The organism is Streptomyces sp. NPDC006326 (assembly GCF_040612915.1).
Lineage (GTDB): Bacteria > Actinomycetota > Actinomycetes > Streptomycetales > Streptomycetaceae > Streptomyces.
This window is the reverse complement of record NZ_JBEXRC010000004.1, coordinates 154,508-169,738: the sequence shown is the minus strand read 5'-3', so window position 1 is coordinate 169,738 and position 15,231 is coordinate 154,508. Positions and strand designations below refer to the sequence as shown.

Genomic DNA, 15,231 nt, shown 5'->3' with positions numbered 1-15,231 from the left:
GGCCGGGCCCGCCACGGGAGAATGCCGCCATGACCTCGGAGCCCGAGAAGGACCCCGCAGCCGGGCCGGCGGTGCACGCCCTGCGGGAACTGCTCGAACTGCTGCGCAGCGGCGCGGCCGTCGAGCAGTTCACCCGGCCCGCCGCGCAGGCCCGTACGGCCGGGGCGGGCCCGGCCGAGCAGGCCCTGGTGGAAGAGGCGACCCGGGTGGCGCTGGACGTCCGCCGCACGCTCGACCAGCACCGGCGGCGCGAGGCGGAGCTGACCGCGCTGTTCGACACGGCCGGCGACCTCGCGGCGCTGCGGGACCTCGACGCCGTACTTCGGGCCATCGTGCACCGGGCCCGCATGCTGCTGGGCACGGACGTCACCTACCTGACCCTCAACGACCCGGTCGCCGGTGACACGTTCATGCGCGTCACCGACGGCTCCGTCTCCGCCGCGTTCCAGCAGCTGCGGCTCGGGATGGGCGAGGGGCTCGGCGGGCTGGTCGCGCAGACCGCCCGCCCGTACGCCAGCGCGGACTACCGGGCGGACGACCGCTTCCGGCACACCCCGGCCATCGACCACGGGGTACGCGAGGAGGGCCTGCGCGGCATCCTCGGGGTGCCGCTGCGGGTGGGCACCCGGGTGATCGGGGTGCTGTACGCCGCCGACCGGGCGGTCCGGGACTTCGCGCCCGACGCGGTCGCCCTGCTGTCCTCGCTCGCCGACCACGCCGCCGTCGCCATCGACAGCGCCCGGCTGCTGGAGGAGACCCGCGCCGCCCTGGTCGAACTGGGCGCCGCCACCGAGACCGCCCGCGCCCAGAGCGAGGCGATGCGGCTCGCCGCCGAGACCCACGACCGGCTGACCCGCCTCGTCCTGCGCGGGGGCGAAGTGGGCGACGTGGCGCGGGAGGTCGCCGCCCTGCTCGGCGGCGCCCTGGCCGTCCACGACGCCGACGGCGCGGAACTGGCCCGGGTCCCCGCGGACCCGCAGTCGCCTTCCGCCCGCGAGCCGGCCGGGCCGCCACCGCCCCGGGGCCTCGCCGCCTCGCGCGCGGACGGGCAGGCGGTCTGCGTGGACGGGCTGTGGGTCTGCGCGGTACTCGCCGGGCCGGAGCCCCTCGGCAGCCTGACCCTCGCCGGCCGGGCCGACCTCACCGACAGCGAGCGGCGGCTCTTCGAACGGGCCGGGCTGGTGACGGCGTTGCTGCTGCTGCTGCGCCGCTCCATCGCGCACGCCGAGGACCGGGTACGCGGTGAACTCCTCGGCGACCTGCTGGCGCCCGAACAGCCCGGCAGCGCCCGCGACACCGGCAGCCGGCTCCTGCGGGCGCGCAAGCTGGGCGTCGACCTCACCCGCCCGCACGCCCTCGTGGTCATGGACTGCGATCCGGGCCTGCGGTCGCGGCTGGCGACGGAGACCGCCCGCCGGGCGCACACGCGCAACGGGCTCGCCGGGGTGCACCAGGGCCGCGTCGTGCTCCTCGCCCCCACCGGGACGCCCGGCGTACTGGCCCGGGCGCTCGCCGCGGAGCTGGGGCAGGCCGTGGGCGGCCCGGTGACCGCCGGCTGCGCCGGCCCGGCCGCCGGCCCGGCGGAACTGCCTGGCGCGTACGCCGAGGCCGTGCGCTGCCTCGAAGCCCTGCACGCGCTCGGCCACACCGGCTGCGGCGCCGGCCTGGGCGACCTCGGGTTCCTCGGCCTGCTCCTCGGCGACGGGGCGGACGTGGGCGCGTACGTCGACAGGGTGCTGGGGCCCGTCCTGGAGTACGACGCGCAGCGCGGCACCGAGCTGGTGCGCACCCTGGAGGCGTACTTCGCCCAGGGGACCAGTCTGACCAGGACCAAGGACGCTCTGCACGTGCACGTCAACACCGTGGTCCAGCGCCTGGACCGGATCGGCCGGATCCTGGGGGCGGACTGGAACGGCCCGGCGGGGGCGCTGGAGATCCAGTTGGCGCTGCGGGTCCTGCGGGTGACAGGCACCCGGCCGGTTGCGCCCGACGCTAGGGGATCCACCGTCCTGCGGTGAATCCGCCCCCGGCGCGCCGGACTTCCACCGCACCCGGCCCTGCGAAGTGCGCCGGGATCAGCAACTCACCTTCGTCGCTGGCGCGTTCCAGGATCCTGCGGCGGCTGGCGGCGGCTCCCCCGGCGTCCAGGCAGAAACAGCTGTTGCAGGCGGGTTCGAGGATCTGCACCGGGCTGTGCAGCAGGTCACCGGTGAACACCGCCCGCTCGCCGCCGGACCGCAGCCGCAGGACGGAGGAGCCGGGGGTGTGTCCCGGCGCGGACTCCAGGGTGAGGTGCTCGTCAATGCGGTGGACCCCGTCCCACAGGACGGCCTGCCCGGCCCGGTGGACGGGCGCGATGCTGTCCTCGTAGATCAGCCGGTCGTCCTCCCGCAGGCCCTTCCCGTAGCCGTTGTCCGGTCCGAAGTACGCGTCGTCCGCGGCCGGGATGAGGTACTGGGCGTTGGGGAAGGCCGGGACCCAGTCCCCGTCCGCGGCGACGGTGTTCCATCCGACGTGATCGCCGTGGACATGGGTGTTGACGACGATGTCGACGTCCTGCGGCTGAACCCCGGCCCGGGCCAGATCGCCGAGGAAGTCGCCCTGGCGCTGGTGGAACCAGGGCGAGCCGGGCCGCTCTCGTCCGTTGCCCACCCCCGTGTCGACCAGGATGGTCCGTCCGGCGCTGCGCACGATCCAGGTCTGGAGCGCGAGGACCGCGCGGTCACCGCCCGGCTCCCAGTGGTCCGGCGCGAGCCAGGCCTCGTTGTCCTTCCACACCTCGGCCGGGGCGTCCGGCACGAGGGTGCGCGCCGGGACGAACGCGCCCTGCCACTCCACGACCCGGCTGATCTCCACCTCGCCGAGCACGATGCCCTGCCTGCTCTCGTTCGTGTTCATGCCTCGACCGTAGGCGGGGCGGCTGAGCGGCTCAATGCGCCTGCGGCTCAGGGGAATACGCGAGACGCTCATGGGCGATCCCGTGGATAGGCTGACGGGATGGATGTCGTGAGCGACGCGATCTCGGCCGTACGGATCGGGCAGCCCTCCTCCCAGCGGGTGCACGTCGGCGGCAGCTGGTGCAGGCGGTTCGCCCCGTACGACGGCGCGGGCTTCCACGTGGTACTGGAGGGCAGTTGCTGGATGCTGCCGGACGGAGGCGGCCCCGGCGACGCGGTCGTGCTGGGCGCGGGTGACGCGGTGCTGCTGCCGCACGGCACCGGGCACGTGATCGCGGACTCCCCCGCCAATGCGGCGACGGTGGAGCGCGCGGTGCTCTTCGATCCGCGGCCCTCCGGTCAGGCGCTGTTCGACCCTCGCCCCGCCGGTCCGGCACCCTCCGGTCCGGCGCCCTCCGGTCCGGGGACGGACGCGTCCCGCCCGCAGTCGGCGGGGCCGCTCGGTACCCCGGCCCGGCCGGCCGCCGGTGGCGGGGTGGAGCTGCTGTGCGGGAAGTACCGGCTCGACCGCAGCCGCGTCCACCCGCTCATGCGGGAGCTGCCCGAGGTGGTCCACCTGCCGAACCGGGTCGGCTCCCACCCCGAACTCCGCGCGGCCATCGACCTGCTGGGCGGCGAGCTGGGCGAGCAGCGGCCGGGCTCCTGCATGGCGGTGCCCAGCCTGCTGGACCTGCTGCTCGTCTACATGATCCGGTCCTGGATGGCGGAGGGGTCGACCGGAGCCTGGTCCGCCGTACTGGGCGACCCGGTGGCGGCCGCCGCCCTGCGGGCGCTGCACTCGGATCCCGCCGCCCCCTGGACCACCGACCGGCTGGCCGCCGCGGCGGGAGTCTCGCGTCCGACCCTGGCCCGCCGGTTCACCGCCCTGGTGGGGCGCCCGCCGATGGCGTACCTCACGTGGTGGCGGCTGACCTACGCCGCCACCCTGCTGCGTGACACCCCCGACCCGCTGGCCGCCGTCGCCCGACGGGTCGGCTACGGCACGCCGTACGCGTTCTCTCACGCGTTCAGCCGGGAGTTCGGCACCACGCCCGGGCGCTATCGCGCCCGGGCGACGGGGCGCACCTGATCCGGCCGGCTCAGCGGCGTACGGTGCACTTCTTCCAGGCGAAGTGGTAGACGGTGTTGATCGTGCCGTCCGTCGAGTCGACGGCCATGTAGCTGGTCTTCGCGGGGTCGGAGTCGCCCACCTCGGCCCGCAGTTCCGTGTTGATGTTGAAGTTGCGCTGGGCGCCGCAGGGCGCGAAGACCAGGGCCTCCACCCCGGCGGTGTCGGTGACCTGCCAGTTGTCGTCGAGCGCCCCGGTGAACTTGTGGGTCCGGGATGCCGTGGCGCTCATGCCCTGGAAGTAGTAGCTGGCCTTCTGCGTGCCGATCGCGCCCTCCTCCAGTTTGGCGTAGCCGCGGTAGTCGACCTGGGCGACCGCGTAGGTGTAGCCCTGCGGGACGTGCACGTCCAGGGCGAGCTGACAGTTCTTGCGTCCTGCGACAGCGGTGCTGGCGCCGCCGGCCGAGGCCAGGTACTCGCTGTAGGTGACGGTGAAGGCGGTGTTGTCGGGGGCCACGGCGACGGTGGCGGTGCCGGGACGGCAGCCCGAACCGTTCACCGTGGCGACGTCGACGGTGACCCGCTCGGTCGGCGGCGCGGCCACGGGGGTGGCCGTCGCCCCGGCAGAGGGGGACAGCGTGAGGAGGCTTCCGGTCACGGCGACGGCCGTCAGTGCGGCGCGAAGTGTCTTGATCACCCCGTCATGGAAGCGCTCCGGGGCCACGGCGGGGCGGTACCGGGTGCGCCGTCTCACCCGCTCGGAGGGCCCGCTTCACCGCAGAAACGATTCATCACTGCGGTCCGGCCCGCCGAATGGCCCTCCCCACCCTCGCCACGTACAAGAATTTTGAGCAGATTCTCCTACTATGAGCGTCTCGCTGACGGAGGAGGGCTCATGCCGGGTCGGTTCGCACAGCGGTCCACCGCACTCACCCTGTGCACGGTGGCGGCCGTTCTGGGGGCCTCGGCCCTGCCGGCCCCCGTGCCCGCTTCCGCCCTCGCCCGAAGACCGGCGCACCACCACACGGACGACGGGGGCGCCCCGACCGCCGCGGCCCGGGCCGCCGCGCCGCAGCCCGACGAGGCCGCCGTGATCGGCCAGGAGCACGCCCGCGCGCACGCGCAGCGGCGGCAGGCGGTGGCCGGCACCGGGGGGTATCCGCAGTCGAGGCGGACGGCGAGCCTCAACTCGCTCCGGGCCTCGCAGCGCAAGGCCAACGCCCGCTTCACGGCGGCCGCGTACGGCCGGTTCACGGAGTACTTCCCCTCCCCCGACTTCGGCGTCCACGCGGCGCTGCTCCCGACCGGCAAGGTCCTGCTCTTCTCCTTCGAGCGGGTGGAGGTCGATCCCACCAAGGAGACCGGCCCCACCGACCGGATCGGCCGGACCAACGCGGGCCGCGCCTACCTGTGGGACCCGTCCCGGGGCACCGGGCCACGGGCGTTCAAGAACGTCGAGCCGCCGACCGTCCTGATGCCGGACGGGACGTACGCCCCGCGCCCCGCGCCGTTCTTCTGCGCCGGACACGCCTTCCTGCCCAACGGCATGGTCGGGGTGTTCGGCGGCAACACCGGCGGCAAGGGCGGCAGCGGCGCCAAGCTGTCCTTCGTCTTCGACCCGTGGACCGAGACGTGGTTCCGCAACAAGGACATGTCCGTCGGCCGCTGGTACCCCTCGGTGGTGACCGGCGCGGACGGGCGCCAGATCATCATGTCCGGCCAGTCCGAACGCGGTACGGGCACCCCCACCCCGGTGGTGGAGCGCTTCCCCGCGCTGCGCCGTCCCGTGCCCTGGCTCTCGTACGACATCCCGGTCGACCTCGACGTCGAACGGCTGCGCAGCGACGCGCCGTTCCGCAACGACTACCCGCACCTGTTCTCCCTGCGCGACGGGATGATCTACGGGCTCGGGCGGGACGCCGACCAGCAGTGGGTCTTCGACCCGGTGAAGGAGACGCGGAAGGACCTGCCGCGGCGGCCGGCGGACTTCCGCGGCTACGGCTCGGCGGTGCCGCTGCCGGCCGGCTTCCGCGGACCCGACTCCGTCCTGGTCCTCGGCGGGGACCCGCGCGACCCCCACACGTACAAACTGTCGCGGGGCCGTTGGACCACCGAGGCGCCGCGCGCCTTCGGCCGTACGCAGGACGACACGCTGATCCTGCCGGACGCCACGCTGCTGACGGTCAACGGAGCGCTGGACACGAGGGATTACGGGCACGGGCCGTTCAACCCACGGGCCGATCTCAAGTACCGGCAGATCGAACTGCGCGACATCAAGGGCCGCTGGCGGCTCGGGCCGGCCCAGCGGCTGCCGCGCGGCTACCACTCCAACGCCCTGGTGCTGCCGGACGGCCGGATCATGATCACCGGTGACGAGCTCCAGCAGATCGCCAACGACCCCGACATCAAGGACGGGATGGACGGCAGCATCGAGCTGTACGAGCCCGCGTACCTCCACCGGGGCGCCCGGCCCGCGCTCGACCGGGTGCCGACCGGAACGCTCGGCTACGGCAAGGCCTTCGAGGTCTCCAGTTCGACGGCGGCGAAGGTCAAGCGGGCCGTCCTGCTGGCGCCCACGACCGTCACCCATGCCGTGAACACCAGTCAGCGCCACCTGGAGCTCCCGATCACGGCGGTGCGGGGCAAGGCCGTCACCTTGCGGACCCCGCCGGGCGCAGCCGATGCCCCGCCCGGCCATTACATGCTGTTCCTGCTCGACGGGAAGGGGATCCCGAGCACGGCCAAGTGGGTCAAGCTGGGCCCGCGCTGACCCGGGCCGGGGCTGCGCTCACGGGCCGGGGGCGGGGGGCGGGGGCTCCATCCGGGCCAGCCAGGCGGTGAGGAGGGATTCCAGCCGGGCCGCGTCCTGCGGGCTCAGCCCGGCGAGCAGGCTCCGCTCGTTCTCCATGTGCTCGGCGAAGGCGCGGTCGATCAGCTCCCGGCCCGCCGGGGTGAGGGCGACGACGCGGCCCCGGCCGTCCTCGGCCGAGCGGCGGCGGGTGACCAGGCCGTCGCGTTCGAGACGGTCGATCCGCTTGGTCATCGCCCCGGTCGTCACCATCGTGTGCGCCGCGAGTTCGCCGGGCGCCCGTTCGAAGGGCTCGCCCGTACGGCGCAGGGTGGCCAGGACGTCGAACTCCCCCTCACTCAGCCCGTAGCGGCGGTAGACGAGGCAGAGGCGTTCCGTCAGCAGCAGGCCGAGGCGGTGCAGCCGGCCGATCACCCCCTGGGGGCTCACGTCGAGGTCGGGACGCTCGCGGGCCCATTCGGCCTGGATGCGGGCGACGTGGTCTGCGGGTGGCTGTTCCTTCACGGCCCCACCTTAGCCATGTACCTTCCGCGGAAGCTATTATATCTTCCATGGAAGCTAATTTTCGATGGTCGCTGGTCACGGCGGTGGCGCCGGTGGCCTGGGGGACGAACTACTTCGTCACGCGCGAGTTCCTACCCCCGGGCCAGCCGCTGTACGGGGCCGCGCTGCGGGCGCTGCCCGCCGGCCTGCTGCTCCTCGCGGCCCGCCCCGGACTGCCGCGCGGCGCCTGGTGGTGGAGGGCCCTGCTGCTGGGCGTCCTCAACACGGGCGGCTTCTTCGCGCTGGTGTACGTGGCCGCACAGCGCCTGCCGACCAGCACCGCCTCCACCGTCATGGCCACGGCGCCCCTGGCGATGATGCTGATCGCGTGGGCGGTCGTGGCCGAGCGGCCGACGCCGCGCCATCTGGCCGGGGCGTGCATCGGGGTGGCGGGCGTCTGCCTGATGCTGCTCTCCGGGCGCGTGGCCGCCGACCCGCTCGGCGTGCTGGCTTCCGTGGGGGCCATGGCCATGTCCTCCCTCGGCTACATCCTCGCCAAGCGGTGGAACGAGGAGGTCGACGTCCTCGCGTCGACCGCATGGCAACTGCTCGGCGGCGGCCTGGCGCTGCTGCCGTTCGCCGTCGCCGCGGAGGGGGTGCCGGCGGCGGCCGACGGGCCGGCGCTGCTCGGATTCGGTTACGTGAGCGTCGTGGCGACCGCCCTCGCCTTCGCGGCCTGGTTCACCGGCCTGCGCCGGCTGCCGGCCGCGACGGTCGGCCTGCTCGGGCTCCTCAACCCGGTGACGGGCGTCCTGTTGGGCACCGCGCTCGCCGGAGAGGCGCTCACCGCACGGCAGTTCTGCGGGCTCCTGCTGACCCTGGCGGGCATCCTCGTCGGCCGGAGGGGACGATTCCTCACGGCTCGTGACGGTGGGAATTCAGCAGGTAGTAATTAGGTGAATCCCTGACTGAATTACCGTCAACAAGGCGGTACCCGTTATTTCGATTTGATAACGAGATCCCTTAAAAGGACTGGACCATTAAGCCACTACGCGCGTAACTGCCCTTGAGACAAAGGGAATTGACTGTTCATCAAATCGAACCCGAAGGTAACAGTCAGATATCTCAAGGGTCATTCCCGTTTGTCCGAATTCTCCACCGCGCTCATCTGGCAGGCTCCTGCGCACCCACTCCTCCGACCAAGGATTTGAGGTGCGCATGACCAGACACCGCAGGAAGAAGCGCGAACACCGGCGCAAGCCCAGACGGTTGATACTTCTCACCGCCGCCATGGCCACGGCGGCGGTGATCGCGGGAGGCCTCGCGTACTCCGGACTGGGTGAGGACGCGCAGGCAGGGACCCCCGCACAGGCCGAAGCGGCCGCGGACACCCTCGTACCGGCCGCCGCACCGGCCCGGGACCAGGAACCGGCGCCGATCGTGGGAGAGCCCGCCAACGACACCGCGCGCGGCATGGTCTTCGACGGCCTCAAGGCCGCGCCGAAGGGCGACCGCTGCATCGGCGTCTACCGCACGGAGGCCGGACTCTGCACCCACGGCCCCGACGCCCCGCCGAAGGGCGTCGACATCAAGGCGGAGGTCGCCCCGGCCGTCAAGACGACTGCGGCGGCGGCCGACCCTGCGAAGCCCGACTCCGGTGACCAGGCCGCGGCCGGAGGCAGCGGGCGTCCTCAGGACGCGCCCGCCGCCGACGCCCGGTCCGCCAAGTCCGCCCCCTCCGCCGCCCCGGCGCCCGCCCAGTCCTCCGGCGGCCAGGCCGTCGCCGCCGGGCCCGCGGGCCAGACCGTCCAGTGCGACGGCGACGGCAGCACCGGCAACCGCGTGCAGGTCGTGTACGTCCACGGCCCCGACCGCGACCGGTACTCCGAGTACCTCGCCTCGTTCCGCAAGTGGGCGGCCGACGCCGACCTCATCTACTCGACGAGCGCCCAGGAGACCGGCGGGGTCCGCCACATCCGCTACGTGACGGCCGCGGACTGCACGCCGACCGTGCTCAACATCGAGCTTCCGGCCTCCGCCCTGTCCGAGTTCAGCGCGACCAACAACGCGCTCGCGGGCAAGGGCCTCGACCGCCGCGACCGCAAGTACATGATCTTCGCGGACACCCAGGTCTACTGCGGCATCGGCACCTTCGCCGGTGACGAGCGGCCCGGACAGAACAACCAGAGCAACTTCGGCCCCTCCTACGGCCGCACGGACTCGGGTTGCTGGGGCGGCCACACGGCGGCGCACGAACTCGGCCACAACCTGGGTGCGGTGAACAACAGCGCCCCCAACACCAGCCGTGGCGCGCACTGCACGGACGAGTACGACGTCATGTGCTACTCGGACACCCCGTACTACCCGCAGATGCGCTACGTGTGCAACAACCAGGCCGCCGAGAACATCCTGGACTGCAACCACGACGACTACTTCCACACCAGCCCCAAGGCGGGCAGCTACCTGGCCACGCACTGGAACGTCGCCGACAACCAGTTCCTGATGCGGGCGAACGGCGGTGACGGGACGAACCCCGACCCGAACCCCAAGCCCACGCCGAAGCCGACCCCGTCGCCCACCAAGCAGCCCACGGGCGGCCCGGCGGTCAAGGCCGCCCAGATCCAGGCCACCTCCGTCGTGGTGAGCTGGTCCAAGGTCGACGGCGCGGCGTGGTACCAGGTCCTGCTCAACGGAAAGCACCTGACCTGGGTCCAGTCGCAGGCGGTGCGCATCTACAACCTCCAGCCCGGTACCGAGTACAAGGTCTCCGTGTCCGTCCGCGACGGCGCCGGCCGTGACAGCGGCCCCGGCAAGGCCACCTCGTTCCGTACGACGGCTGCCGGAGGCGGCACCACCACGCCCGGCACCCGCTACACCCTCGGCAACGGCAGCACCGGCATGGCCGCCGAGCTGTGGGGCGGCCGCTCCGCCGACGGAACGGTGCTCGTCGGAGCGCGGGCCAACGGCTACGCCCAGCAGCAGTGGCTGTTCGACGACGCGGGGAACGGGCTGGTCCGCATCCGGTCCGCCGTCTCCGGCAAGTGCCTGCAGACCGGCGGAGCCCCGGCCGCGGGCATGTGGATCGCCCAGCAGCCGTGCGGCGGCAGCGGCACCCAGCATTGGAAGGTGTCCTCCCGCGGCGGCACGGTGACCGTCACCGACCCGAGCGGCGGCTACGCCCTGACGGTGAGCAACCGCCCGTACTACGGCGACTGGCTGCTCGACCTGCAGCGCGCCGACGGCCGGCCCACCCAGGCGTGGACGGTCCAGAAGGTCTGATCCGACGCCGGCGGACGGCCGCCCCGCGCGGCCGCCCGCCGGCGTCGCTCCAGCCCCCCACGCACGTACGTTTCCACCGCATCCCACGCACCAGGAGCACCGCACCGATGCGCACACGACACGTTTTCTCCGCCCTGACCGGGCTCGGGTTCCTGTTCCTGTTCCTCGTCCGGGCGCTGGCCGTGCCCACCCCCGCCCAGGCCCACGGCGACACCGTCAAGGTCGTCGTGACCGGACAGCGGGAGGGCCGTGTCACCACCGAGATCACCTGGGAGAACGACGGCGACGCCATCGAGGAGGCGGTCGCCGCCACCGTGAACGCGGCCAGCATCGACGGCTCCCGGTCGATGGGCCCCTGGCGGCTGGTCCGCGATGCCGGCACCCGTACGGGCTGGAGCACCGCCGAGGCGCTCCCGCCCGGCACCTGGAAGGTCACCGTGGACGTGGGCTTCCCCTCCCTCGGGCACGGTGAGCGCGAGGTGGCCGTACCGGTGACCGATCCGGTCCCGTCCGCCGCTCCGTCCGCGGCTCCGTCGGCGCCGACCGTGCCGTCGGCCTCCGCCACCACGCCCGTGGCACCGTCCGCGGCCCAGCCCCAGATCCCGGCGCCGTCCGCCTCACCGGCCGACGGCAAGGGCGGGCAGGACCGTACGGTGTGGTGGACGACCGCCGGGGTGGCGGTGATCGCCCTCGCGGGCGCCGCGGCCGGTGTGCTGCTGCGGCGGGCCCGGGCCCGCAGGCGCTGACGGACCTGACAACCAAACGGGCGTGCGTTGACAGCGGAATCCGCCGTGCCGTTCATTCGGTGCATGGACATCACCACCGCCGCCGCCGTGCGCTCCACCCTCCGCGTCGTCCGTCCCTTCCACACGTACGAGGGTGAGGGCTTCCCGGTCCGCCGCCCCTTCCCGCAGCCGGAACTGCCCCTGGTCGACCCCTTCCTGATGGTCGACCAGGTTGGCCCGCACGTCCTCGGCCCGGGCGAGGCCAAGGGCGCGCCGCCGCACCCGCACCGCGGGTTCGAGACGATCCAGTACGTCATCGAGGGCGCCATGGAGGACATCGACTCCGAGGGCCACAAGCGCGTCATGGACGCCGGCGAGGTCCAGTGGCTCACCGCCGGTTCGGGTCTGGTCCACCTCGCCCGCCCGACCCCCGAGCTGCTCGCCGAGGGCGGACCGCAGCACCTGCTGCAGATCTGGGTCAACCTGCCGGCCCGCCTCAAGGCGACCCCGCCGCGGGTGCAGTACGGCTCCCCTGCGGACATTCCCACCGTGACGACCGAGGACGGCGGCGCCCGGCTCACCGTGATCACCGGCAGCACCCACGGGGTGCGCGGCCCCTTCGAGACCCACACCCCGGTCCTCGTCGTGCACGCCCGTCTCGCGGCGGGCGGCCGCGCCGAGTTCACCGTTCCGAGCGGGCACAACGCCATGCTGTACGTGCTGTCCGGCACCGCGGCCACCCCTGACGCGCAGCTCCCCGACGGCCACCTCGCGATCCTCGGCCGGGATGCGGAGCGCTTCACGGTCGAGGCTCCGGACGGGGCCGCCGAGGTGCTGGTGCTCGCCGGTGAGCCGATCGGCGAACCCGTCGCCCGCAGCGGTCCCTTCGTCATGAACACCGCCGCCGAGATCCGCCAGGCCCAGCTGGACTACCAGCGCGGCCTGATGGGCCACATCGATCTCTAGCGGTCGGCGTTCAGTTCCACCGGCCCCCGTCACGGCCGGCGCCCCGCCCGCCCGTACGGTGACCGGTCCGGTCTGCCGGCCGCCGGGGCCGGTGCAGAGCGACGACGGCCTTGCCGTCGCCGTGCCGGACACCGCTGAGCAGGGAGACCGCGGATGCGGACGACGCCGCGCAGCCGCTTCCGCCGCCACCGCCGTTGCCTCCCCGGCCGCCGTTCCCGCCGGGGCCGCCGCCCTGGCCGCCCGGCTCGCCTTCGAGCCCGCCGCCGTTGCCGCCGTGCAGCGGGGGCCGCCGTTGCCCGCTCCCCCGGGGCCGAACGCGCCGGTGCGTACGTCGGATGTGTTCCGGCAGATGCAGATGCGTAAGGCGGGCGGGGACGACCGGGGCGCGGGAAAACCCGGTGCGCGCCGGTTTCGCCCGATCTACCCTGCCGGGATGAGTACCCGCACCTTCCGGATCACCGTCCGCGGCTCCTTCGACGCCCTGACCGAAGCGCAGCGTGCCGAACTGGCCGCGGACGCAGCGCAGCACGACATGCTCCACGCGACCTTCACCGCCGAGGGCCACCTCACGTACGACGCGGACCTGACGGCCCGGCCGTTCTTCGCTTTCCGCTTCCTCGACTCGGGCGAGGCCGAGGAGGACATCCTCGATGCGACGGCGCGTGCCGAACTCGCGGCGGAGAGCTGGCTGACGGAGCGCGGTTACGGCTTCAAGCGCCTCAGCTCGCAGGCCCAGGACCTCTCCCTGGCCCCCCTGAGCAAGCGCCAGCGCAAGGCGGCGGCCCGCGCCGAGAACTGACCTTCCGCGCCGCTGCCGTCCGAGGTGGCGCAGTTGTTGCGTTCCCTGGGAGCCCCGCCCCGCTTGGCGGCGCATGGGCGTACGGTCCACGACCCGCGGTCGAACTGGCCCACTGGGTGCGGGTCCGCTGCCCGGCTCTGGCCGTCGACCGGGAAGCCGTCCTCTTCGGTGCGGCGACGCATGACATCGGCAAGGCCTTGCACCCGGAGGAGCTCACCGGACCCGGCTCGGCGCACGAGGCGGCCGGCCGCGACCTGCTGCTGCGTCATGGCTTCGCACCTGCCCTGGCCGCTCGCCGGGGCCACGGGGCGGGAGCCCTGGGAGGAGTACCTGGCGCTCGACGACCTGCTCGCCCGCCTCGGCGCGGATGCGGACCGCCGCCTGGCGTTCCAGTCGGCGTTCCCCGTCCACGTGTGACCAGTACGGGCCGGTCAGGTGCCGGCTCCCGGGAGCCAGTAGTGGTGCACCTGCTGGAGCTTGGGCATGGCTGCGTCGGCGGGCCAGCCCAGGTTCGCCGCGACCGGCACCATCTTCTCCGCGAAGGCGATCATCTGCTGCTCCCGTCCTGGGGCCAGGACACCACGTACGACGAGGGGCGGCACCCCGGAAGGGTGCCGCCCCTGGAAGGACGAGGTCAGACGGTTCAGGCCGGTTCCGACACCTTCTCGGCGGCGGGGCGGTTCACCTCGACCGTGCGGGGTGCCTGGCCGCCGCGCAGGCCGAGCCAGCTGATGACGGCGACCAGGGCGAAGGCCACCGCGCCGATCCCGAAGGTGAGGGTGAAACCGGACTCGGCGGGCAGGGCCGGAACTCCGGCCGGCAGGTGCTCGATCGTCTTCGAGGCCAGGATCGTGGTGACGATGGCGCTGCCGATCGCGCTGCCCGTGGAGCGGGAGATCGAGTTGATGCCGTTGGCGATGCCGCTCTGGTGGTGCGGGACGCTCGCCATGATGACGGCGGGCATGGCCGCGTAGCCGAAGCTGACGGCCGCGCCGACGACGACGCCCGCGCCGATCACCGAGAAGGTGTGGGCGTGGTCGAGCGCCAGCCAGCCGAAGCCGGCCGCGCCCAGCCCCGCGGCCAGGGCGAGGGCGATGCGCGGGCCGCGGTGGCGGACCAGCTGTCCGCCGACCGGGGACGCGAGCAGCGAGACGATGGCGCCGGGCAGCAGGAACTGGACGGAGGCGCGCAGGATGGAGGCGTCGAAGCCGTAGCCGGTGAGGGCCTCGGGCATCTGGACGAGGTAGGAGACGCCCAGGAAGTTCGCGAACATGCCGAAGCCGACGAGGATGCCGGCCAGGTTGGCCATGAGGACCGGGCGGTGGACGAACATCCGCATGTCGACGAGCGGCTCGCTGACCTTGAGCTCCGTGAAGACCCAGACGACGGTCATGACGGCGGCGCCGGCGAAGCTGCCCAGCGTGCGGCCGGAGGTCCAGCCCCATTCGTGGCCCTGCGAGATGGGCAGCAGGAGCAGCAGGAGGGTGATGCCGAGGGTGAGCGCGCCGAGGAAGTCGGTACGGCCGCCGGTCTTGTGCCGGGTGGCGGGGACCAGGAAGGCGACCGCGAGCAGGGCGAGGGTGGCGAAGCCGGTCGCCATCCAGAAGGCGTTGCGGTAGTCGGCGCCGTCACCGGAGGTGAGCAGGCCGGTGGCGACCAGAGCGAGACCGCTGCCGAAGGCGAGGGTGCCGCTGACCAGGGCCATCGCGCCGGGAAGCTTCTGCGGGCGGACTTCCTCGCGCAGCACCGACAGGGCCAGCGGGAAGATCGCGGTGGCGGCGCCCTGGAGCACGCGGCCCAGGATCAGCAGCGGCAGCGAGCTCGCGAGGGCGGCGATGACGGAGCCCGCCACCATGACGCCGAGGACGGCCACCAGCGTCGGCTTCTTGCCGTGCTGGTCGCCGAAGCGGCCGAGCAGCGGGGTGAAGACGGCGGCGGACAGCAGGGTGGCGGTGGTGACCCAGCTGACGTTGGCGGTCGAGGTGCCGAGGTCGGCGCGGATGAGGCCCAGGATCGGGACCGGCAGGGTCTGCATCATCGACACGACCATGGCGGCAAGGCTCAGGGCGAAGACGATGACCGTCTCGTTCCTGTTCCTGGCATCGGCGGGGGTGGGGGCGGCGGTGCTCATGTCTGGCAGGACCTTCTTAGTGCTTCAGATCGCA

At 73.1% G+C, this 15,231-nt stretch carries 14 protein-coding genes; 9 read left to right on the top strand and 5 right to left on the bottom strand.

All coding sequences use genetic code 11. The features are described from left to right. The first annotated feature begins 29 nt into the window (after positions 1–29). Positions 30–2,018, top strand: coding sequence for a GAF domain-containing protein (locus ABZ128_RS05130; RefSeq protein ID WP_356846118.1), 1,989 nt, complete (start codon positions 30–32; stop codon positions 2,016–2,018). Here the strand turns inward: ABZ128_RS05130 and ABZ128_RS05125 are convergent. Continuing rightward, on the bottom strand, positions 1,993–2,898 hold the full coding sequence (locus tag ABZ128_RS05125; RefSeq protein ID WP_356846117.1) for an MBL fold metallo-hydrolase: 906 nt from the start codon (positions 2,896–2,898) through the stop codon (positions 1,993–1,995). The two genes, ABZ128_RS05130 and ABZ128_RS05125, sit on opposite strands and share 26 nt — an antisense overlap. 99 nt (positions 2,899–2,997) lie before the next feature. On the opposite strand from ABZ128_RS05125, the gene ABZ128_RS05120 reads away from it, so the two are divergent. After that, on the top strand, positions 2,998–4,026 hold the full coding sequence (locus ABZ128_RS05120) for an AraC family transcriptional regulator (protein ID WP_356846116.1): 1,029 nt from the start codon (positions 2,998–3,000) through the stop codon (positions 4,024–4,026). 10 nt (positions 4,027–4,036) lie between these two features. On the opposite strand, the gene ABZ128_RS05115 is transcribed toward ABZ128_RS05120, so the two are convergent. Further along, entirely contained in the window at positions 4,037–4,702 is a 666-nt protein-coding gene (locus ABZ128_RS05115; RefSeq protein WP_356846115.1) for a DUF4360 domain-containing protein, read from the bottom strand. Between the two features lie 198 nt (positions 4,703–4,900). Between ABZ128_RS05115 and ABZ128_RS05110 the strand changes: the two genes are divergently transcribed. Continuing rightward, positions 4,901–6,775: a galactose oxidase-like domain-containing protein gene (locus ABZ128_RS05110; protein WP_356846114.1), complete on the top strand. Its 1,875-nt coding sequence runs from the start codon at positions 4,901–4,903 to the stop codon at positions 6,773–6,775. A gap of 18 nt (positions 6,776–6,793) precedes the next feature. Here ABZ128_RS05110 and ABZ128_RS05105 read toward each other — a convergent pair whose 3' ends face one another. Continuing rightward, entirely contained in the window at positions 6,794–7,318 is a 525-nt protein-coding gene (locus ABZ128_RS05105; protein ID WP_356846113.1) for a MarR family transcriptional regulator, read from the bottom strand. A gap of 47 nt (positions 7,319–7,365) precedes the next feature. Here ABZ128_RS05105 and ABZ128_RS05100 point away from each other — a divergent pair, with 47 nt between their 5' ends. The 6 genes from ABZ128_RS05100 to ABZ128_RS05075 all read left to right on the top strand — a co-directional run bounded on the left by ABZ128_RS05100 (position 7,366) and on the right by ABZ128_RS05075 (position 13,483). Next, on the top strand, positions 7,366–8,253 hold the full coding sequence (locus ABZ128_RS05100) for an EamA family transporter (protein ID WP_356846112.1): 888 nt from the start codon (positions 7,366–7,368) through the stop codon (positions 8,251–8,253). 262 nt (positions 8,254–8,515) lie between these two features. Further along, entirely contained in the window at positions 8,516–10,576 is a 2,061-nt protein-coding gene (locus ABZ128_RS05095; protein WP_356846111.1) for an RICIN domain-containing protein, read from the top strand. A 107-nt stretch (positions 10,577–10,683) separates the two neighbouring features. Continuing rightward, the gene (locus tag ABZ128_RS05090) at positions 10,684–11,322 is read left to right on the top strand and encodes a hypothetical protein (RefSeq protein ID WP_356846110.1); all 639 of its coding nucleotides are present in this window, start codon (positions 10,684–10,686) and stop codon (positions 11,320–11,322) included. A 63-nt stretch (positions 11,323–11,385) separates the two neighbouring features. Continuing rightward, complete coding sequence (locus ABZ128_RS05085) at positions 11,386–12,267, top strand: pirin family protein (RefSeq protein ID WP_356846109.1); 882 nt, start codon at positions 11,386–11,388, stop codon at positions 12,265–12,267. Positions 12,268–12,700: 433 nt separating this feature from the next. Further along, positions 12,701–13,066 (top strand): DUF6204 family protein, encoded by a 366-nt coding sequence (locus ABZ128_RS05080; RefSeq protein ID WP_356846108.1) that lies wholly within the window; start codon positions 12,701–12,703, stop codon positions 13,064–13,066. 267 nt (positions 13,067–13,333) lie between these two features. Continuing rightward, the gene (locus ABZ128_RS05075; RefSeq protein WP_356846107.1) at positions 13,334–13,483 is read left to right on the top strand and encodes a hypothetical protein; all 150 of its coding nucleotides are present in this window, start codon (positions 13,334–13,336) and stop codon (positions 13,481–13,483) included. 14 nt (positions 13,484–13,497) lie between these two features. Here the strand turns inward: ABZ128_RS05075 and ABZ128_RS05070 are convergent, their stop codons facing one another. After that, on the bottom strand, positions 13,498–13,668 hold the full coding sequence (locus tag ABZ128_RS05070) for a hypothetical protein (protein WP_356846106.1): 171 nt from the start codon (positions 13,666–13,668) through the stop codon (positions 13,498–13,500). Between the two features lie 41 nt (positions 13,669–13,709). After that, positions 13,710–15,197, bottom strand: a complete 1,488-nt coding sequence (locus ABZ128_RS05065; protein ID WP_356846105.1) for an MFS transporter — start codon at positions 15,195–15,197, stop codon at positions 13,710–13,712. Positions 15,198–15,231: the final 34 nt, after the last annotated feature.